The sequence below is a fragment of the Nitritalea sp. genome, assembly GCF_054166705.1.
Window position 1 is genome coordinate 248,426 of record NZ_JBSZCV010000004.1, and the last position, 21,469, is coordinate 269,894.

General features: G+C 49.3%; 17 protein-coding genes. 5 read left to right on the forward strand and 12 right to left on the reverse strand.

What is annotated here, in order from left to right; translation table 11 throughout:
• Positions 1-172: 172 nt before the first annotated feature.
• Both ACXIT9_RS02015 and ACXIT9_RS02020 read right to left on the reverse strand, forming a co-directional pair.
• Positions 173-1,432 carry a type IX secretion system plug protein gene (locus ACXIT9_RS02015; protein WP_458054595.1) on the reverse strand — a complete coding sequence of 420 codons (1,260 nt, stop codon included), beginning with the start codon at positions 1,430-1,432 and terminating at the stop codon, positions 173-175.
• Positions 1,433-1,458: 26 nt separating this feature from the next.
• Positions 1,459-3,423 carry an ATP-binding cassette domain-containing protein gene (locus tag ACXIT9_RS02020; protein WP_458054573.1) on the reverse strand — a complete coding sequence of 655 codons (1,965 nt, stop codon included), beginning with the start codon at positions 3,421-3,423 and terminating at the stop codon, positions 1,459-1,461.
• A gap of 346 nt (positions 3,424-3,769) precedes the next feature.
• On the opposite strand from ACXIT9_RS02020, the gene ACXIT9_RS02025 reads away from it, so the two are divergent.
• Entirely contained in the window at positions 3,770-4,903 is a 1,134-nt protein-coding gene (locus ACXIT9_RS02025; protein ID WP_458054574.1) for an MraY family glycosyltransferase, read from the forward strand.
• A gap of 307 nt (positions 4,904-5,210) precedes the next feature.
• Here ACXIT9_RS02025 and cas6 read toward each other — a convergent pair whose 3' ends face one another.
• The 9 genes from cas6 to ACXIT9_RS02070 all read right to left on the reverse strand — a co-directional run bounded on the left by cas6 (position 5,211) and on the right by ACXIT9_RS02070 (position 15,230).
• Positions 5,211-6,110 carry a CRISPR-associated endoribonuclease Cas6 gene (gene cas6, locus ACXIT9_RS02030; protein ID WP_458054575.1) on the reverse strand — a complete coding sequence of 300 codons (900 nt, stop codon included), beginning with the start codon at positions 6,108-6,110 and terminating at the stop codon, positions 5,211-5,213.
• A 99-nt stretch (positions 6,111-6,209) separates the two neighbouring features.
• Positions 6,210-7,307, reverse strand: a complete 1,098-nt coding sequence (gene ychF / locus ACXIT9_RS02035) for a redox-regulated ATPase YchF (RefSeq protein ID WP_458054576.1) — start codon at positions 7,305-7,307, stop codon at positions 6,210-6,212.
• A 12-nt stretch (positions 7,308-7,319) separates the two neighbouring features.
• The gene (locus ACXIT9_RS02040; RefSeq protein WP_458054577.1) at positions 7,320-8,408 is read right to left on the reverse strand and encodes an AI-2E family transporter; all 1,089 of its coding nucleotides are present in this window, start codon (positions 8,406-8,408) and stop codon (positions 7,320-7,322) included.
• A gap of 88 nt (positions 8,409-8,496) precedes the next feature.
• Positions 8,497-8,826, reverse strand: a complete 330-nt coding sequence (locus ACXIT9_RS02045) for a DUF3276 family protein (RefSeq protein WP_458054578.1) — start codon at positions 8,824-8,826, stop codon at positions 8,497-8,499.
• A 246-nt stretch (positions 8,827-9,072) separates the two neighbouring features.
• On the reverse strand, positions 9,073-9,423 hold the full coding sequence (locus tag ACXIT9_RS02050) for a 4Fe-4S binding protein (protein ID WP_458054579.1): 351 nt from the start codon (positions 9,421-9,423) through the stop codon (positions 9,073-9,075).
• A gap of 114 nt (positions 9,424-9,537) precedes the next feature.
• The gene (locus ACXIT9_RS02055; RefSeq protein WP_458054580.1) at positions 9,538-10,074 is read right to left on the reverse strand and encodes a bactofilin family protein; all 537 of its coding nucleotides are present in this window, start codon (positions 10,072-10,074) and stop codon (positions 9,538-9,540) included.
• 15 nt (positions 10,075-10,089) lie between these two features.
• A complete protein-coding gene (locus ACXIT9_RS02060) occupies positions 10,090-11,127 on the reverse strand; it encodes a ParM/StbA family protein (RefSeq protein WP_458054581.1) in 1,038 nt (345 codons plus the stop codon).
• Between the two features lie 326 nt (positions 11,128-11,453).
• Complete coding sequence (locus tag ACXIT9_RS02065; RefSeq protein WP_458054582.1) at positions 11,454-13,721, reverse strand: aconitate hydratase; 2,268 nt, start codon at positions 13,719-13,721, stop codon at positions 11,454-11,456.
• Positions 13,722-14,204: 483 nt separating this feature from the next.
• Positions 14,205-15,230: an acyl-CoA reductase gene (locus ACXIT9_RS02070; RefSeq protein ID WP_458054583.1), complete on the reverse strand. Its 1,026-nt coding sequence runs from the start codon at positions 15,228-15,230 to the stop codon at positions 14,205-14,207.
• 176 nt (positions 15,231-15,406) lie between these two features.
• Between ACXIT9_RS02070 and ACXIT9_RS02075 the strand changes: the two genes are divergently transcribed.
• Genes ACXIT9_RS02075 through ACXIT9_RS02090 form a run of 4 tightly spaced genes read left to right on the forward strand, consistent with a single transcriptional unit; the run spans position 15,407 to position 19,517 of the window.
• Positions 15,407-16,486: a hypothetical protein gene (locus tag ACXIT9_RS02075; protein WP_458054584.1), complete on the forward strand. Its 1,080-nt coding sequence runs from the start codon at positions 15,407-15,409 to the stop codon at positions 16,484-16,486.
• Positions 16,473-17,813, forward strand: a complete 1,341-nt coding sequence (locus ACXIT9_RS02080) for a hypothetical protein (RefSeq protein ID WP_458054585.1) — start codon at positions 16,473-16,475, stop codon at positions 17,811-17,813. Before ACXIT9_RS02075 ends, ACXIT9_RS02080 begins: the two co-directional genes overlap by 14 nt.
• Positions 17,806-18,558 carry a glycosyltransferase family 2 protein gene (locus ACXIT9_RS02085; RefSeq protein ID WP_458054586.1) on the forward strand — a complete coding sequence of 251 codons (753 nt, stop codon included), beginning with the start codon at positions 17,806-17,808 and terminating at the stop codon, positions 18,556-18,558. Before ACXIT9_RS02080 ends, ACXIT9_RS02085 begins: the two co-directional genes overlap by 8 nt.
• Positions 18,555-19,517: an NAD-dependent epimerase/dehydratase family protein gene (locus ACXIT9_RS02090; RefSeq protein ID WP_458054587.1), complete on the forward strand. Its 963-nt coding sequence runs from the start codon at positions 18,555-18,557 to the stop codon at positions 19,515-19,517. The genes ACXIT9_RS02085 and ACXIT9_RS02090 overlap by 4 nt, the downstream gene beginning before the upstream one ends.
• A 125-nt stretch (positions 19,518-19,642) precedes the next feature.
• Here the strand turns inward: ACXIT9_RS02090 and ACXIT9_RS02095 are convergent, their stop codons facing one another.
• Positions 19,643-20,872, reverse strand: coding sequence for a porin (locus tag ACXIT9_RS02095; RefSeq protein ID WP_458054588.1), 1,230 nt, complete (start codon positions 20,870-20,872; stop codon positions 19,643-19,645).
• Positions 20,873-21,469 lie beyond the last annotated feature (597 nt).

Genomic DNA, 21,469 nt, shown 5'->3' on the forward strand with positions numbered 1-21,469 from the left:
AGCTGCTTTTTAGTTTTAAAATGACGGCTAATTTAGATATGGCCCCATGCAGTCCCAGTAAAATGAAGGATAGGAAGCTGTTTACCGTGCAGGCCTGGTACAGCGGGGGATGGCAAAGGGCTATTGCTTTACCCCTAAAGCCCAGAGGAGGATAAAAAACGAATTTATACTACTACAGGCGCCTTCTGTTCGGATTTACATGGGTGTAGCCGATGAGTTCATCATAGCGGGAGCCCATGTCGCGGTAATAGATGAAGAGCTCGTACTCATTTTCCGTCTCGAAATGGTCGCCTTCCAGCTCTGACATGACGAAGCCCTGAGCTGTCTTATACGCAAACTGATAATCGTACCAACCCTGTTTCAGTAGCAGGGTCGTTTGCCAAGTGTTGGTCTCTTTGTTCAGTGTCATTTTCGCATCGTCGATGGTTCCCCAGGCTGTCAGCGCCCCCACCACATAGGGGGTATCGCGAACCCCTTCATTTTTCAGGTTGAAGGTCACCAACATATACTCACTTTCCAGGTCGAAATTTTGACGGTCTGCGGTAAAAATGCCGTATTGGCCATTCATATCCAGGTATTGGGAGTAGGCCTGACCTCGGCGGACAGGTTCGTGCACCGTTTCGGCATAGACGATATCCTCTTCCATGGCCACGCGTGCGATGTTAGCGCCTCGGGTTCGGACAAAGCGCAGGTCGGCAAAGCGAAATTCATTTCCAGCTAGGAAGGCATTCGATCCGTCAAAATTGCGGAACTCCATGGTCTGCTGATTTTCTCGAATCATGGTGGGCGTAAGGCCATAGATGGCATTATCCCAGCGCTGGTTTTGGCGCACCACCACTTGAATCGCATTTCTAGGGTCAAACACCTCACGCGCGCCATAGTTAAGCATGATGTTCAGCTGCTGCATCATGCGGCGCTGGGCGGTTTGGGAGGGGGGTACGATTTCCACACCTGCTTTTACTTGGTCGTCGAAGACCATAAAGCGCTGGGTAAGGATCGTTTGACGTTCATCTCTACCGCGATACACACGGATGATGTAGTTTCCGGATTTGGTCACGGGCGGGATATCAAAATTATAATGCACATACGGCACTCGCGTATCGATGGCGTATTGATAATCCGTGAGGTTAAACTCATTAAACTGGTCTAAAAAATCATTATCGCGTAGGTCGGAGGGCGTCCAGTCGGCGTTACAGTGGATTAATTTGGCACTGTACATGTCTGGGTCGTAGGCCAGGTCATCGAAGGAAAGCCTCAGGGGTGCGCTTCCGCGCAAAGGGATCACGGCAGGTCGCATTTGGGCTGCGAACTCTGCACTCCGTGGAAACAGACGCACGGAGACGATATTTTCTTCCATCACTTGATTTTGGAGCACTTGTGCCTGTAGAGGCTGGCCTCCGAGTAGGAAGAGGAAGCTGCTTATTAGGAGCAGGAATGAACAGGAGTGCAAGCTCCAACCTAGGCCTCTGCTTCCGTGGTGAGTTGATCGACTTCTTCTACTAGCTGTTCCCATTGTATCGTTTTTACGTTAAGGTCTTCTTGGTATTGCGCATAGCGCGTCTGTTCCTGCTGCATGCGTTCCGGATCGGCATAGAGTGCGGGATCTGCGAGCAGAGCCTCCTGTTCTTGGCAGCGTTTTTCTGCCTGCATGAGCGCTTTTTCAACTTCCTCCAGCTGGCGCTGCTTTTGTTTCAGCATCTTTTTGGCGGCTGCCTGTTCCGGGCTTTGTTTTTCGTTGCGCATTTTTTTAGGCGCTGGAACTTCTACTTTTTGTTGGGCCGCTTCTTGGTTTTTCCAAGCCACCTCGGCTGCTTTCTCTGCCTGTACTTTGGCCTGGAAGGCCTCAAATTCCGCGTAGGTGCCCGGATATTCTTTTAGTTCCAGGTCTTCGATATACCAGATTTTATTCGCTACCCCGCGAATAAACTGTCTGTCGTGGGAGACCGTCACGAAAGTACCTTCATACTGCTGAAGGGCTTGGATGAGGATATTTACGGACTGCATATCCAGGTGGTTTGTTGGCTCATCTAGGAGCAGGAAGTTGGCCTCCGAGATCAGTGTTTTGGCTAGCGCCACACGGGATTTTTCTCCTCCGGAGAGCACTTTAATCTTTTTAAAGACATCTTCATCACGGAAAAGGAAGCAACCGAGCACATTTCGCAGCTCCATTTCCGTTTTATCGCTGCCTGCTTGTGCCAGTTCCTGCAAGATTTCATTTTCTACGTTCAGTGCTTCCAGTTGATGCTGCGCAAAAAACGATTTAATTACATTATGTCCGGACTTTCGAGTGCCTGTTTGGATGGGCTCTGAGCCGTCGATGATACGGAGGAGAGTCGATTTTCCTTTACCATTCGCACCGATGAGGGCGATTTTATCTCCCCTTTCGATTCTTCCGAAGCTATTTTTCAGGATGTGGATATTTTCCCCATAGCTTTTACTCACATTTTCCATTTCCAGCACATCGCGACCGGACTTTATGGAAAAGCGGAATTTAAAGTTGACTTCCACGGTATCGTCTACTACCTCATCTACGCGGTCGAGTCGCTCGAGAGCCTTCACGCGGGACTGCACCTGATTGGCTTTGGTGGCCTTAGCACGGAAGCGTTCGATAAAGCGTTCCGTCTGCTTGATCATCTGCTGCTGGTTTTCGTAGGCATTTTGCTGGATTTCCATGCGCTCCTTCTTTTCCTTTTGGTAGAAGGAATAATTGCCAGCATAGGGCGTCAGCGTACCTCCGCTTACTTCGACGATGGAGGAGACACAGTTGTCTAGAAACTCACGATCATGGGAGACGACGATAACGGCTCCTTCGTAGGTTTTCAGGTAGTTTTCTACCCACTGGATGGAGGGCAGGTCGAGGTGGTTTGTAGGCTCATCGAGCATGAGCAGAGCGGGCTTTTCCAGGAGTAGTTTGGCCAGCATGACGCGCATGCGCCAGCCTCCGGAGAAGGTTTTCAGTGGGCGGGAGAGCTCTTCTGTGCGGAAGCCGATACCTTCCAGGACAGCAGCAGCTTTGGCTTTCAGGGCATAGCCATCTTGGCTTTCGAAGCGCTCTTGGAGGGAGGCGAGTTTATTTAGGGTTTCTTCGGAGTAATCGGTTTCCAGTTGTTTCAGGATGCGGTCGATTTCCTCTTGCAGGTCGAGCGTTTCCTTAAAGGCTTCTAGGGCCACGTCGAGGATGCTATCCTCGGAGAGGTAGGAAAGCAGGTCTTGGTTTAGGAAGCCGATGCTCGTGTCTTTTGCTTTTTGGATTTCTCCTTCTGTGGGCTGGTAGTCTCCCACGATGAGTTTGAGCAGGGTGGATTTACCGGTACCGTTTTGGCCGATGAGGCCAATTTTGTCTTTCGGTTTGATATGCAGGGAGGCGTTCCGATAGAGTGCGCGCCCGCCGAGGTAATAAGCCAGATTATGGATGGTAAGCATAGCTCAAAAATAGGGAAAAAACAGCAAAAAATGGCAGTTACCCCACACTTAATCCGATCAACAATTTTTAACGTATTTTATATAAGTGAAGTGTTTATCAATTATTTATACTTAATTTTGCAACGAATTTAACCCAGATGGCGTACAGGTAACGTAAAAAAGCGTTATCTCATCTCCCTCTTGATTAAATCTCCTTTCTTATTAGGATATGATAGCAATAATGCGTAATTTTAAGTGTTTGAAAACGGTATCGATTTGTATATCCGTATTTTTAGCTGGGATAGGATTACCGGTTTCGACCTTTGTTTTAGATGTGCTTTCTTTTTTTCTTATTAAATAAGTTTTTATGAATCTAATTTTATCCTTTTTGTCGAGCTTCGTGCTTTGTATCCTGCTTGTACCTGTGGTGATGTACATTTTAAAGTCTCGGGACATCACCGATACCCCCGGTGGAAGAAAGATCCATCAAGGGAAGATACCTTCTATGGGGGGAATCGGGATTGTGTTGAGCCTTTTAATTGCCAGTTTCTTTTGGTTAGGAGTAGCAGGGCTTCAGCAACTTAATTTTATTTTCTTGGCCATTATTATAGTGGCGATCATCGGGTTTTCGGATGATTTGTTCGATTTAAGTCCGCGCATGAAACTGTTGGGGCAGTTGTTTGCCATTATTTTACTCATAGGTCCGGGCGACCTGTACTTGAGTAATTTCCAAGGGTTTTTAGGACTATATGAGTTGCCCAAAGTAATCGCTTATCCGCTTACAATTTTCCTATTGATAAGCCTAACGAATTCATTTAATCTCATCGATGGTTTGGATGGCCTGGCAGGTACTTTGGCATTGATCACCTTTACCTTTTTTGCTGTTTGGTTCTACCGTATTGGCGAGTTGAATTACGCCTTGTTCTGTGTGATCACCCTTGGCGCGATCCTTGGTTTTCTACTCTACAACTGGCATCCTGCCAAAATTTTCATGGGGGATACGGGCTCCCTGTCTCTCGGATTCATATTGGCTGTTATAGTCCTGGTCTTCGTGGAGAAAAACAGCATGCTCTCTCCCACGGACTTTTATAAGTTCCACTCTCCTTTTGCTGCATCCTTTGCGTTTTTAATTGTTCCGGTCTACGACACCTTACGTGTATTTTATCGCCGCATTAAGCGTGGGAAGTCTCCCTTCCATGCGGACAAAAGCCATGTCCACCATTTTCTGATGCGTAGTGGCTTGACGCATGACCGTGTCGCCTTTATGCTGGGTTTCATAAAGGTAGCCTTTATCGCCTTAGCCCTTATAGGCGCTAAATTAAGTGAGCACGTGATGTTTCCGATTTTAATTACCCTTGCCATTTTATTAGGTATCCGATTAGAGAGTTATACCTTGAAAAAGGTCAAGCACATCGCTAAGAACAGTCCACGTATTTTAGATGAGGCAGAGTCTAGAATACAGCGTGGCAGGACCTTAAACTCGAATCCAAAAGCCATTTAAGGTGTTTACGCAGGCCTAATGGTCACCCTTCACCGAGAGACTTTATACATTACGTGTAAAGTCTCTTTTATTTTGATAGATAAAGAGCTGGTTATTGCGTCTGCTTACACCTCGAACGGCCACCTGCTATAGGCCGTTCGAGGCTTTTGATCGGGCATGGATGCCCTAATGCCCCCAATACCCGCCAATAGTTGAACTCCCAGGCTTAACAGGATATCGCTGGGGTAAAGCAGAAGTAGGGATAAAAAAAAGCAGCACCTAGAGCAGGTACTGCGTTTTTTACATTCATTTAGAGAAAACACGGTGCTTACGCATTCGAGTCGTTAGCTGCGTCCTCTCTGGGACTGTCTTTTTCCTCGTCTACACGTGGCTTGAAGGTACGTTCCTGTGGGCGATAGGGAACGAAGCCTTCACGCTTAAACTTATAGGGTTCTGCACGCTGATTAGGTGCATGATTTGCGAGGTCCAGCATGCCGAAACCTTTATGTGTAAAGGCTCCTAAGCCGCATTGGAATACGAAATCCTGCACTTCTGCGGCGGCATAGAGTGTAAAAGGAAGTGTGTATCCACGTACTTCATACTTCACATCCATATCGAAAACAGAATAAATACGGGCAAATTTCTTCTGCTGCTCACGGAGCTTGTTGATGTAGCTCATATCGGGCACCACCTGAAACTTATAGAAAGACTCCATCTGTTCGGGGGTATACCAGCCCGACTTTTCCATACGCAGTAGGGTGGACTCGTACAGAAGGTCGGAAAACTCATCGGTATCCGGGTTAATAAAACGCTTGCCCGAGTCGTCGTTAAACGCTGGGGTGATGAGGACAAGCGGGGAGATACACACGAACTTGTTCGCGGTCTCGAGCGTCGGCATTACCTCTTGCTCCGTGTACTCTGGCGACAGAATTAGGTTTCCTAATTCTATTTTGGGCGTAGCAAATACCTGCTCCAGTAGGTAATCCATAAACTCCTCATTGGGTGATGATAGAACGAGGGTTACGAGACTGGAATAGTAGTGCAAACCACTTCTACTGACTTTAGTCTGACCTTTTAGTCCAGAAAAGTTGAAGTAGTTGTAGTTAAAAAACTCTTCACGGCCTCCTTTGACGATGAGGCCCTTTAAGAATTGCGCCAGGATGTACTGGTGGTGAAAGGGTAAATAAGCGCCTTTGTTCTTTAAAGAAAATACAAGTCTTATTCTCACGGGTATTAAAAATAAATATTAAACAATAAGTTAACGGAAATAATTCTTTAATTGTTTGTTAAGCGACAAAACAAAAGTACGAAAATATTCCCAACTTATTTACACATTAAACCTAAAATGCATGATATCCCCATCTTTAACTATATATTCTTTGCCTTCGATGGCTATTTTCCCATTTTCACGACAGGCGGCTTCTGTTTTGAACTGCTCATAATCGGGTAGTTTGATCACTTCTGCCTTAATGAAACCTCTTTCGAAATCGGTATGGATCACTCCTGCTGCCTGTGGGGCCTTCCAGCCACGTCGGATGGTCCAAGCGCGTACTTCTTGGGGTCCTGCGGTAAAGTAGGTGATCAGGTTCAGCAAGGAGTAGGAGGCAGCGATCAACTTATTCAGTCCACTCTCTTCGAGTCCATACTCTCCGAGAAAAAGGGCCTTTTCTTCCGCATCTTCGAACTCTGCAATTTGCGCTTCCAGCGCGGCACATAGGACGATGACCTCTGCTCCTTCTTCGCTCACTTTTTCTCTGAGGGCCTCTACGAAGGCGTTTCCGGTGGTCACACTTCCTTCATCTACGTTAGCGACATAAAGCACCGGCTTGATGGTCAGCAGATGCAGGTCGCGCACTGCTTCGAGGTCTTCTTTTTCTACTTCGACCGCCCGCGCATTTTTGCCTGCAGTAAGCTCTTGTTTGAAAAGCAATAAGGTTTCGAGGTCTTTCTTGGCTTTGGCATCTCCTGACTTGGCTACTTTCTCGATACGGGCTATTTTCTTTTCCACAGACTCCAGATCTTTTAGCTGCAGTTCGGTATCGATGACTTCTTTATCGAAAATAGGATCTACCCCTCCGGCTACGTGGACGATATTATCGTCTTGAAAGCAGCGGATAACATGGATCACGGCATCTACTTCTCGAATATTCGCCAGGAATTTATTTCCTAAGCCCTCCCCTTTAGAGGCTCCCTTTACCAAGCCGGCGATGTCTACGAATTCGATGATGGTCGGGAGGACACGCTGCGGCTTGACGAGCTGCTCTAATACTTCCAAACGGCTGTCGGGCACAGTAACGATCCCTTTATTGGGCTCTATGGTGCAAAATGGAAAGTTCGCCGCTTCCGCTTTGGTGTTCGATAAGGCATTAAACAAGGTGGACTTCCCTACATTCGGAAGTCCCACGATACCACACTGTAATCCCATTGTATGTTTTTCTTATGATGACAACTTAAATATCCTGTAAGCGCGATAGCCCTTATAGAATTCGATAATCGATACGCGAAAAATGGTATAAACGGGGATAGCAAAAATCATCCCCAGAATGCCTGCCACTTTTGCGCCCACAAAGATAATAACAAAAATTTCAAGGGGGTGCGCTTTTACTGATTTTGAGAAAATTAATGGCTGTAGCAGGACATTATCGATGAGCTGTACCAGACCGAAGACGATTAAAATTCGGGCAATATACAGCACGAACTCTCCCGATTCCGCAAAGTTCATGGTGCTGACGCCGACCAGCAGTCCGAAAGTGGCCCCCAAGACAGGGCCCGCATAGGGGATTAGGTTGGCCACAGCCGCGAAAAAGGCGATAGTCAACCCATACTCTACGCCGACGAAGGTAAGCCCTAGTCCGGCAATCGTAAAAATCGAGGTGATCTGAAAGAGTAGGCCGATCAGGTAGTTGGACAGCAAGCGCTCTACCTTGTTAAAGGTCGCTACGGATAATTCGAAATACGCATTCGGTACCAGATTTAAAATATTTCTGCGCAAGAGTCCATTTTCCAATAAAAGAAAGAAGGTAATAAATGCTACGGAGATGACAGCGATAAAAAAGGAGCTGGTGGTGCTAAAGACGGTATTGATGAGTCCCTGCACATTGATTTTACCTACGCTTCCGATGAGGGTTTCACGCACCTGAATGATTAAAAAGCCGGGCTCAGCATTGACCAAATTATAGGTGATCAGGAAGTCCTCCACTCTTCCTACTGGATTTTGAATTTGCTCGTAGAGCACATCCAGATCAAAACTCCCCAGACGTTCGATCTGAATAGAAATTAAGGGTACGAATAGAAGCACGATCCCAAACAAGAGCCCTACGATAACGCCAAAAGAAAACAAGATGGCTAACCAGCGAGGGATATGCTGCCCTAAGATATGGACGGCATTCACTCTATTGGTTACTGGCCTGAGCACTGCCGCGATGACTAGGGAGAGAATGAAGTAAAAACTGATCGTAGAGAAGTACCAGCCTAAGGCCATAAGGCAGCCGATGATCAGGAGAAGGTACAGGATAAATTTCTTCATGGGATAGAACAAAAATAGCACTTGTCCGAACACTAAAGTAGTAAAAGTTTCGAACAAGTGCCGCTAAGCGCTAGGAGGAATTACGCCTTTATTCCCACTTTAATTCATCATCGAATCGGGATTCTGAGGTTTCTACCTCAAACTGTGAGAAATCTACATCTGCCATCAGGTCGTGCTTCACATGATCTACCGCCTGGTTCAGTGCCTCTACGAACTTAGCAAAATCCTCTTTATACAGGAAGATTTTATGCTTTTCATATACGAAACTGTCATCCTTTACCCGACGCTTACTTTCCGTTATGGTCAGGTAGTAATCGTTGGATTTTGTCGCCTTCACATCGAAGAAGTACGTACGCTTACCCGCTTTTACTCGCTGTGAGTAAATCTCATCTCTGTCGTTACCTCTGTTGTCTTCCACAGTCTAAAGAATTTAAAGTAGTTTTAGTTTGGTCTAAATGTGGTAGCAAGTTAAACACTTTCCATAAAAAAATTAACTGTCGCCCCGTATTTTTTGTAATGAACAGTAAAACAGGCGCAACCAACCTCTTTAAAATGTAAAAAATATTATATGGCGTATAAAAAAAGAAGGGCGAACCCTTCTTTCCTTGTGCTGCTTTGGTAGTGCAGCACCCCAATTACTTCCGACAGCCTAGCGGCTGCACTGTTACTCACCGTGCATAAAGACCTTCTTCTCCAGGAGCTGCTCTTCCGACTCGCGATGATCGGGATCGTCTACGCAGCAGTCTACTGGGCAAACAGCCGCGCACTGAGGTTCCTCATGGAAACCGGTGCACTCGGTACACTTATCTGTTACGATGTAATAAAATTCATCCGAAATAGGCTCCTGCTCCTGGTCAGCATCTACCTCCTGACCGTTTAAGAGCCTCACCTCTCCACTCAACTGCGTTCCTCCACTCCAGTTCCACTCGATTCCTCCCTCGTAAATAGCAGTATTTGGACACTCCGGTTCGCATGCACCACAGTTGATGCACTCGTCTGTTATCATGATTGCCATAGCGTATCGTCAGTTTACTTTTAGTAGTACAATATTACACACAATAACAGTAAGCTGAAAATAAAAGTTGTCATACGAACTAATTTAAATTCAGTCTATCTAACCTGCATCGCTTTACCACAAATTCATATTGAGTTTGAAATTACGAACAGAAGCCTTTTCGGCATCTTTCGTTTCATCTGAAGGCGCCGTATCCGTGGCCTTCGGCAAGGCCTCTGCACGTATAGCCACTTCTTGCTGTACCTCCACCAGAGAGTTCTCCTTCGGTAATGGCTTGGCAGGCTCCACCCGAGTTTTTACCTCATGTCCGATCCGCGTCTCGTCCATCAGGATACTACCATGCAGGAGCGCACCCTCCTCTACATGAAAACGTTTACAGTAAAGTTGCCCCACCATGTTTGCTGTTCCTAAACAATGTAAACTTGTGGCAGCCCGCACGTCTCCCTGTATTTTACCAGCCACCGAGATCGCTTCTCCTTGCACGTTTCCATACACCTCTGCTTTGGATGAAATAACTACTTTACCGCCAGCCTGAATGTTACCATGAACAATCGCATCTACGTGAACATCAAAGGCTGTGACGATATCTCCATGTATCGATGTTTGTCCACTGAGGATACAAACATTGGCCGCTTGCATATTTTTTGCCATAGGTACTACAATTTTTTATTCAAAACCGTGTGTCACTCCCGAGAAAGTAACTACCGTAGATGCATTACCGATATCGATACCGACAGCTTTACTCGCATCCCCGCCACTCAAGTCGAGACTGTTAAAATAATATCCGATACTGGCTAAAGAAGAAGCCTCAGGAGCTACTTCCACAGGGATTATATCCGCAAACTCCTGCTTAAATTTATCTACAAGCTCAGGCAAAAGTGCTCCACCACCGCCTAAGTACATTTTAGAGGATTTTTGGAAATCTTCATCATTAAAGGCACGGCGCAAGGCAGGAGAAATCACTTCATCGTAATATTCGTGCAGCAACTGCTCACGTAGCGCCGTCAGGTCCACACGTTTTCTATTGATGAAAATAAAACGATCCTTAAAATTATTTTCGATCTGATGCTCGTTTTTTAGTGCTAAATAATGCTGCTTGGATAACTCAGCCTCTAAACGCTGTACCGCATAACGCACACCGAATGTAGAAAGAGAGGAGCGCTGGACTAGCCCATTTTTCATACTTAAAATCCCCTCACAGGTACCATAACCCAAGCTTATCATGAAAAAGTTATTCTCTTCGCCTAGCATTCGACGAACGCCCGTCGCACAACCTATCGCCTCTGGCATGATCGAACAAGCATCCACTTCGACGATCACCTTGCGTAACCCGCTATTACTAAATGTGGCTGCATCAAAACCTATCTCATGATTGCGCTGCAATTTGTCCTTCGCTTGATCCTTAAAAATCTGGTAGGTAGAAAAAGGAAAGCCCGTTGTCACCGTAAGCGGGTTCCCGAGTTTTTGATTAGCTAATACTAAAGAAGACTTTAAGAGTAAGTTGTAGTCTAACTCGTCCGGAGCACTATTAATGTTACGATAGGGTGCCAAGCCTTCCGACAAGGCCAAATCACCTACTAGATAATATTTTCCCTGGTGCTCTATTTTTAAGCCTGTCTTCAAATTTTCAGCTACAAAACGTAGCGCATTGCCATTCAATTCATGCACACTGGGGACGTGCAAAGTTGTTACATTGCTTTTCATGAATACTAGAGGTTTGATTTATGGTTCAATATGTATATTTAGCACAATATAGGGTTACAATGGATTTTAAGCAAAGTTTTTTCGGCAAAGAGGCCAATTTTTTAGACAAAAACACTACATCGTATAATCAAGCAAAATTATATACTGTTATTTAATTAAAAAAAATATCTGTTTAACTTAAAATCCTGCGTTCTAGGCGTTCGATTTCCTGATTTTTATACGAATAATATAATCACGTATCTGGAAAAAAATTCTTCTTACATGTATCTAAAAAACAAAAAAACGCCCCTAAGGAGCGTTTTTGAGTATATGAAAAGAAGAGAAATTTACTTCGCTACGTTCGCCTTAATCAAATTAAGCGCTGAACCTGCCTTAAACCATTCGATTTGACCAGCATTATACGTATGATTCACCGTAATCTCATCCGTCGTGCCATCCGCATGCGTAAGCGCCACAGTAAGTGGCTGCCCTGGCGCAAAGCTCTCTAGGCCTTTAATCGCGATCGTATCATCTTCCTGAATCAAATCATAATCGGCAGGATTCGCGAATGTCAAGGCTAACATCCCCTGCTTTTTCAAGTTGGTCTCATGGATACGCGCGAAAGATTTTACTAAAATCGCACGCACGCCTAAGAAACGTGGCTCCATGGCCGCATGCTCACGAGAAGAACCTTCCCCGTAGTTTTCATCCCCCACTACGATCGTACCGACACCATGCTGCTTATACTGCCGCTGCACCGCAGGTACTTCACCGTATTCGCCTGTCAACTGGTTCTTCACTTTGTTCGTCTCCTCATTGAAGAAGTTAACCGCACCGATCAACATATTATTGGAAATATTATCCAGGTGACCACGGAAGCGCAACCAAGGACCTGCCATCGAAATGTGATCTGTGGTACACTTGCCTTTTGCCTTAATTAAGAGCTTCAGTCCCTCTAAGTCGGTACCTTCCCAAGGCTGGAAAGGATCCAGTAGCTGTAAACGGTCGGATTTCGGATCTACGACCACTTCAACCTTTGAACCATCTTCTGCTGGCGCCTGGTAACCGGCATCTTCTACCGCAAAGCCCTTTGTAGGAAGCTCTAAACCACTAGGCTCATCCAGCTTCACTTGCTCCCCTTTATCATTAGTCAGCGTATCGGTCATCGGGTTAAAAGTCAAGTCCCCCGCGATCGCCATGGCCGTCACGATTTCTGGTGAAGCCACGAAAGAGTGTGTATTCGGATTTCCATCCGCACGCTTGGCAAAGTTTCTATTAAAGGAGGTGATGATCGAGTTTTTCTCCTGCTTTTCAGCACCATGACGTGCCCACTGCCCGATACAAGGACCGCAAGCATTTGCCAGCACGACCCCGCCCATCTTTCCGAATACGTCCAAGAAGCCATCGCGCTCCACCGTGAAGCGCACCTGCTCAGAACCCGGTGTGATGGTGTACTCCGACTTCGCCGTTAATTCTTTGGCTACGGCCTGCTCGGCCAAAGAAGCCGCACGTGAAATGTCTTCATAGGAAGAGTTGGTACATGAACCGATCAGCCCGACTTCCAACTTAGCCGGCCAGTTATTTTCCTTCACCGCAGCAGCGAACTTGGAAAGCGGCCAAGCTAAATCTGGCGTGAAAGGACCGTTAATATGCGGCTCCAACTCTGATAAGTTGATGTCGATGACTTGATCGAAGTACTTCTCCGCCTGAGCGTAGACCTCTTCGTCACCTGTCAAATGTTCCTTAATGGCATTCGCCATGTCGGCGATATCACCTCTTTCTGTACCTCTCAGATAGGCTTCGGATTTCTCATCGTAGCCGAAGATAGAGGTGGTAGCACCGATTTCAGCTCCCATGTTACAGATCGTCCCTTTTCCGGTAGCAGAAAGCGAGCGTGCCCCTTCGCCGAAATATTCGACGATAGCACCCGTTCCCCCTTTTACCGTCAGGATGCCCGCTACTTTTAGGATCACATCTTTGGCGGAAGCCCAGCCGGACAACTTACCCGTCAGACGTACACCGATTAATTTCGGGAATTTCAGCTCCCAAGGCAGGCCAGCCATCACGTCACAGGCATCTGCACCCCCTACACCGATGGCCACCATACCGAGGCCACCCGCGTTCGGGGTATGGGAATCTGTCCCGATCATCATACCGCCCGGGAAGGCATAATTTTCCAGTACCACCTGGTGGATGATACCCGCCCCCGGCTTCCAGAAGCCAAGGCCATATTTATTCGAAACAGAAGAAAGGAAATCGTACACCTCTCTGTTCTTGTCTTTCGCTTTCGTTAAATCCGCCTCTGCGCCTACTTCCGCTTGAATCAAGTGATCGCAGTGTACCGTAGAAGGCACGGCTACCTGGTCACGACCCGCCTGCATAAACTGTAAAAGCGCCATCTGTGCCGTAGCATCCTGCATGGCCACGCGGTCAGGCTGAAAGTCTACGTAAGAGACACCCCTTTCATAAGCGGTAGTGGCATCGCCCTCGGATAAGTGTGCATACAAAATTTTCTCTGCGAGGGTTAGAGGTCTACCGACTGCCGCACGAGCAGCTGCTATCCGGGAAGGGAATTTCGCGTAGACAGCTTTGATCATTTCTATATCAAATGCCATGGGAAACTGATTTTTATTTGTCGAAAAGGTTTATTTTAATCGATTGCAAATATAGCCATATAGGCCAAAAAAAGAAGCGTTTATACCGTATTCTGACTTATTTATAAAGAATATAAAGAAAATTTTCCCTTGTTAAAAATTCATACTACGCAAGAAAATTCGCTAATTAAACGGTAAATTGAAATACATCTCGAATTCATGTCCCGACATCTGTTGCTTCCCCGTCAGCCTGTCCCTCGGCCTGCCTCTTGCCCTAAGAGGCTCGGGAAAGAAAAAAACCATAGCATTTTACCAACAGCCAGCCGCACTCTCTACCCTTCACCGAAAATAAAAACCGCGAAATTTCGCCAAAAATAGACTTTATGCAGAAAAACAACCCTAAAAAAAGCCTCCCCCCCACTTGCTCTGGGAGGAAGGCTTTTTTCTGTCCAGCTTTTTCTTTGCGCGGTAGCGCAAAGGCTGCGCCACATCCCGCCCACCTACTTATAGCGAGGTACAAAAAGTCAGTGTGTCCACATGGTCCGCATAATCGGCTAAGCCTGGAACCTGCGCCTGCCCAAAAGCCACCTGCCCCAGCGGAGTAGCGGCATCCACAAGCGCAGGCTGCCCCGCTACCAAACACTGAATCTCAGAAGCACGCGCCGCCAGCTCCCGCTTTAGGGATTCCTCCTGCTCATAAAAGGCATAATGCAGCACCGCGATCGGACTCACTAAGGCCTCTTCTTCCCGAGCTAAAAGAAAGCCCGTATCCAAATGCGGCACCTTATTGACCAAAAAAATGCTCTTATTATAATCGTAATTGTTCACATACTTATGATGCTCCCGCACCCACTCGAAATCCGCGACGGCATCGAAAAAGGCATGCAGATGCTCCTCCTTTCGGATGTAAACTTTCGAAACATTGCGGCAGCCCAAGCCATAATAGGTGAACACATCGGCACCCAGCTGGCGCAGCTCCTCCTCCGTCTCCTCCCCTCGCAGTACGGCCACAGAAGTTCGATTTTGACGGATAATGTGTGGGTAGCGGCCGAAATAATGCTGGAAGTACCGCGCCGAATTGTTACTGCCCGTGGCGATGTACGCATCCTTCGCCTTCAGCATGTCCGCCACCTCGATGTCCGCCTCGAAAACAGGATTGATCGCTTGCAGCTCCGCGATCAGCCAGCGCATCAGCACCTGATCCCCGGAGCTCAACTTCACACTGGCCTTATGCCCCGCCATCAGCACGCAGAGCAGGTCATGGAAAGCCACCGCAGGGATATTTCCTGCCGCCAAAATCCCCACATCCTTTCGCCCCTTTTCCGGAAAAGAATAGGGCGCCACCCACTCCTCCAGCGCCTGCCGGTCCAGCATGCGCATAAGCCCATCTAGCGCCGTTCGCAGCATTTTAGGGGTGAACCAACTATTATTATTTTCTACCCGGAAGGCCAAAGCCTGAAATTCAGCATCGGAGAGTTCGCCGATACGATCTCCGAGGTGCCCGAGCGCTTGTATGCGATGTCGTACCATAAATATAGGAAGAAATGCCGCCTGCATGAGACGGTTTTGCCCTGTCGGACAAAGGTACCACCGCCGGGGGAAATAAAAAAATACCGCCTAGAGGAGGGAGGTGCATCCTGAGGAAAACCCCATGGCATGCGTCGAAACCGAGACATTTCGTATCTTTACAGGAGAAATTTTTCTTTATGCAGGACATCACCCCGAAAAGGCCCTCCGAAAGCCTCAGCACCCGAGATCTCGGCCGCATCTGGCGCCGCCATCGACGCGCCTACCTCCTTTTTTGTGGGCTGGCACTGGGCTTGGCCGCTGCCGTACACTGGCTACGCCCCAAAAGCTATCGAGCTGAGGCACTCTTGCTGGTCAGCAGTGCGGAGAACATGGGCGCCTCCCCGAATTTAGGGAGCCTGGCTGCCTTAACGGGCTTTTCTCTGCCCCTTCACCCGAACCAAAACGAGGTGCCGCCTAGTTTGTATCCGAAGCTGGCCAGCGAAACGGGCTTTTTGCAGCAGCTGCTGCCCCTACCCCTGCCCCCCTCCCCACTGGCAGACTTTCCGGGAGGGACGCTGGAAACTTTTTTGCAACAGGAAACGCAAAAGTCTTGGGTTTACCGCTTAGAGCAAGTGAAGAAGAAAATGGGCCTAAAGACGCCCAGTAAGTTTATCTTCATGGATTCACTTCCTGTACCCGTTTCTTTCGAAAAATGGTTGGTCCTCGATCACCTCGATCAACAGGTGAACATCGTTTACGACCCACAGGAAAAATCGCTGACACTCCAAACACGCTTACCCGACCCAACCTATGCCGTGCTGTTCGCTACCCGCTTACAAAGGCGACTTCAAGAGAGGTTGATTGAAATCAGTGCGCTACAGGCCAAGGAGCAGCTCAGGTTTACGCAAGAACGGCTTGAAGAGGCGCGCGCCGCGTTTTATCAAGCCCAAAACAAGCTCTCCCTCTTTCGCGTGGAAAATCAAAATCGCATTTCTCCCAGCTTGACCACCCAGCTCGAGCGCCTGGAAAATGAGTATTCCGTTAAACTGGAAACATTCTCTGAATTAAGTAAACAAGAGGAAGCCGCTAAGCTGCAAGTCGCCCGAGACACACCCCTCTTTACTACTTTGCAGCCCCCAAAAGCCTCCACCAAGCCTATCGGTCCGGGGCTCCTACTACGCATGAGCTTATTTTTAATCGCGGCGGCATTCTTGGCAGCGGGGCATCTCTTTTGGCACACACTGCACTTTTCAACTGGCACAGATGAAACAGGATAAGGTTCTCCACGCATCCTTTTCACAACCGATAACCCTGCGCCAGCTGGCTTGGTATGGCTTTTTGGTGGCCGTGTTTCTGCTGCCCCTAGACAGTAGCCCCTTTTTCCCGCTGAACAATCAGTACCGGCCCCTGTCCTTCTTTTTTCTTTTGCCGGCCGTCTTTGCCTTTTTACTAGATCGGCAGTGGAGCCGCCATGATCTTTGGGTGCTGCTCCTGCTTAGCCTCGTCGGCGTACATGCCATCGGTATGGCGCTGGGCCTTTTCGGGCGCTGGGAGCATCTGCCCAAGGCCCTGCTCAGCTTGCTTATTTTAGGCATTTCTCTGGTCGCCACCCGCTATTCGTTGCGCCATGCCGCCACACTCGGCCGGGAGGAGGTACTGGCCAGCCTCGGCCGGGTGGCCACCTGGTCGCTGTACCTGATCTTCGCGGTGGGCACGGTGCAGCTAGCGGGGATAGCGGGGCTGCTGCCCCAAAGCCTCTCGGAGTCCATTACCCTGCTCTTCAGCTACCGCACCGTCAACCGCCTGCAGGGCATCTCCGGAGAGCCCTCCTGGATGGTGCGCTACTTGATGATTTTCGGCCTGCTCCATGTTTTCTTTTATCGGGGCCGTGGACGCCTGCTGAGCCTCACACTCTTGGGATTTTTTCTGCTCCTTTCCGGCTCAGCCTATGGCTACCTCACCGTGCTACTCAGCGGGGCGCTCTACCTAATCGTCTTTCGGCTCGGACGGCGCAGCTTGCTCCTGCTGGGGCTATTTTCCCTCCTCAGCCTGGCAGGCCTCAGCCAAATCCGCTCCTACAGCGGTGAAAATTACACCTTCCGGCGTCTGTCCAACATCGCACGGATCGTCGCCGAGCCTGAGACGCTATTTCTTATTTTAGAGCGAGAAGGCTCGATGTTTCAGCGCATCATGAACCCCGTCATCGGCTTTCAGAGCGGTCCGGAGACCTACTTTCTCGGCACAGGACTGGATGGTTATCGATACGTGTATCCGGAGCTCGTGCGGCAGCACTATCCCTATGCCCTTGCCTTCGAACAGGTCTACGATGCGGTGAAGGAGCGGCAGTATATCACGCCGAAATCCCTGTATGCCAAGATTTTTTCGGAGCTCGGGCTGTTGCCTTTTTTGATCTGCCTGCTGGCGATTGGCTATGGCTTTTGGAGTTTAAGCTGGCGCAAAGGGTCCCTTTCCGCACCCCCTACCCGACGGTTCGCCCAGCTACTTTTCTGTGTCAGCTTGGTCTCGGTTTTGAATACGGATAGTGTCATCAACCAAAGTCTGATTTTTTCGCTATATTTGTGTTTTTACAGTATTCATGAGTAAACCCGCCCTCGTCAGTATCATCACCCCATGCTATCAGGCGGCCCGTTTTCTGCCTGGCCTGCTGGCAAGCGTACGGGCGCAGGCCTATCCGCATTGGGAGCTTTTGCTGATAGACGATGGCTCCACAGATGGCACCTCGGCAGCCATCGCTGCCGCTGCCGCTGCCGATAAGCGGGTACATGCCCTGTTCCTATCCGAAAACCAAGGGGCCGCAGCAGCTAGAAATGCAGGTATTCGTGCTGCGCAGGGCCGTTTTATCGCCTTTTTAGATGTGGATGACCGCTGGATGCCCGAAAAACTGAAGCGACAGCTGGCCTTTATGCAGCGAGAAAACATCGCCTTCAGCTACACCTATTACACGGTAGTAGAAGAAAATGGCCGCGCTGCCGGCGTAGTGGACCAGCTCCCCGATAAGCTGTCCTACACGCAGCTGTTGACGCGCAACTTTGTCGGCTGTCTGACGGCCATGTACGACACCGAGCTGCTGGGCAAGGTCCTCATGCCCGCGCTCCGCAAACGGCAGGATTATGGCTTGTGGCTCCACCTCTTGAAAAAAACCCCTTATGCCTACCTGCTTCCCGAGGTGCTCGCCACCTACACCCGTCGCAACAGCTCCCTTTCCAGTAATAAACTTGGGCTTATCCGCTATAACTGGCAGTTGTTTCGTCAGGTAGAGCGCTTACCCCTGCTCAGCGCTTGCTATTACCTCTCTTGTAACATCACAGCTAAACTTTTTTCTTTATGATCACCGTCATCGGTGGGGCTGGATTTATCGGCACGGCCCTTTGCCGCAGCCTTCAGGCGCAGGCCATCCCCTTTCAAATCGTAGACAAGGTTATTTCTACCGCCTTCCCCTCCCAGACGCAGCTGGCCGATGTGCGCGATCCGCATGCCCTCGCCCAGGCCTGCCGAGGGAAGGTTTGGATCAATTTGGCCGCTGAGCATCAAGACAATGTACGCCCAGTGCGCCTGTATGCTGAAGTTAATGTGCAGGGCGCGCGACATGTATGTGCCCTGGCGGCAGAGCGGCAGGTGGAGACCCTGCTATTTGTGAGCTCGGTGGCGGTTTATGGAGATGCTGAAGCGGAGGCCGACGAAGATAGCCCCTTGGCGGCTGAACATCCCTATGGCAAGACCAAGGCGGCCGCTGAACAGGTCTATCGGGACTGGCAAGCGGCAGATCCGCAGCGGCGGCAGCTGCTTATCGTGCGCCCTACGGTGGTCTTTGGGCCCGGAAATCGTGGAAATGTGTATAATCTGCTGGCGCAAATGGCCTCTGGCCGCTTTGTGATGATCGGCAGTGGCCAAAACCAAAAGTCCATGGCCTACATCCATAATGTAGTGGCTTTTTTAGAACACTTGCTAGCCCGACCCTGGCAGGCTGGGGTGCAGGTTTTTAATTATGCCGACAAGCCCGACTTTACGATGGAGGAACTCGTACAAAATGTGTATCAAAGCCTGGGGAAGCCCTCTACCTCTCCTTTCCGCTTGCCCTATGCTTTGGGCTATGGAGCTGGCTTGGCCTTGGATTTACTCGGCAAAATACGCGGCAAGCCCTTCACTATAAGTGCCATCCGTGTGAAAAAATTCTGTTCGACCACTACTTTTAGCAGTACCCAAGGTGCCGAGAGTGGCTTCCAGGCACCCTATACTTTGGCCGAAGGCCTGAAGGAAATGATCCAAGCGGAGTTCGCACATCCGTAAATCTGCACGGCTAGCTCATGAAGTCCCGGATTCACTTTGCTGCTGCACCTATAGGGGGCCCTAGAAGCTTTTCGAGAGAAGAAAAGGAAAGCGCTTAAAAACACTTGCTTTAGATGCTATCGCTTTTAGATCCCGAATTCCACCTGAAACATGCCCGTCCAGGTATTTCCTGCGCGGCTGAAGCCAGTCAGTCCCTGCAGCCAGCGGTAGCCTACATTCCCCTGCACCTTAATCCGGTGTCCATTCAGGTATTTGGTAACTCCGAACAGTCCCTCATCGACGCGCTGGCGGATGGCTGAGGGGTTTTGGTTGGGGACGACGTAGGCATAGCGGGCCGCCAGTTCCAAGCGGGGGCCCACCATCCGAGAAAGCTGCGTATTGATGCCGCGGCCCACCACGACGAGCCGAATATCGCCCGCTTCGTTCGTTGTGATCGGATCGGGGCTATTGCGCTGCATGTATTCGGACATCAGCGCCCAGCCCTGGTACTTGAACATCAGATCGGCGATGAGGCTGTTGAGGTTGCGGGCCTCAAAAAGCTCCGCCCCCAGTTGGCCCTGCGTCCGCACCGCTTTTTGGTTGGCCGAGTAGGTCAATCCCAGGGAGAGTTTGGGCCGCGGTTCGAACTCGATATCTCCTTCGGAGTAGTCCCCATTATTCGAGAAATAGCCGAAAGGCAGCCACTCCAGGCGACCCGTGTAGGCCAGACCGTTATTGATGGCCAGGGCATTCCGACCATCTCCTGAGGTGATGGCCGTTTTTATCTGCCAGACCTGTGGTCCCGTCATTTTTCGGGGCAGGGTATAATAGGTGTACAGGCCGAAGTCCCGGTCTAGGGTGAGGAGACCATTGACGATGGAGCGATCAGCAAATTGGAGATTGCCTGAGCTGATGACCCGCTGGCGGTTGCCGGGCAGTTTCACCTGTCCGAATCCAAAGTACAGGTTTTCATTCACTGTGTAATACAGGATAGCATCACGTATGGGCTGCGCCACTTCGCCCAGCTCCAGGTCCATATCTGCTCGGGAGAAGGAAAGTTGGATGTAGTATTGGAATTTAGGGGAGAGGACGTAGCCGTCAAAGCGCAGGCGGAGGCGTCGAATGCGCATTTCGAAGGCTTCTACCTCGGCGCGGTCTCCTGCCAGGGTATTAAACCCTGCGCGGTTTTGCATGCGGAAGCGCAGGTTCATCAGAAAAAGGGAATCGCGCTTGAAGGAGACGCCGTCTTTCACATCGATCATGGCACGTTCGTCGGATTCCACGGACTGGGCGTGCAGCTGGCCGCTGGTCTGCAGGAGCAGTGGCAATAGGAGAAGGCCCAGGGTGATGCAGGAAAGCGCGAGGAGCTGTTTCATGCAGCAAAAATAAATATTAATTGTGAATCCCCCCTTGATTATTTCTGTCGCCCCGGTAACAACCGATGATCCACGACGGTTGGTAAATTTTCGAATCCAAAATGTAGGGGCGGCCCTAGCGGCCGCCCTTGCGACAATCGATGATCCGTAACACATGACCCGCAATCCATGATCCATGATCCACGACGGGTAACGACACGCATCCATCCCGAAAATTATTAATCCCATGGCATTTTTCGAATCATAATCGTTTCAGGGCGGCCGCAAGGGCCGCCCCTACCGGGAATCCTGATGACAATCGATGAATCGCGATCCATGATGCACGACGGGTGACAAAATATATCCCAACCCCGAAAATCATTAATTCCATGGCAATTTTCGAATCCAAAATGTAGCGGCGGCCCTGGCGGCCGCCCTGGTGACAATCGATGAATCGCGAAAGATGATCTGCGATCCATGATCCGCGATCCATGATCCATGATCCACGACGGGTAACGACACGCATCCATCCCGAAAATTATTAATCCCATGGCATTTTTCGAATCATAATCGAAACAGGGCGGCCGCAAGGGCCGCCCCTACCGGGAATCCTGATGA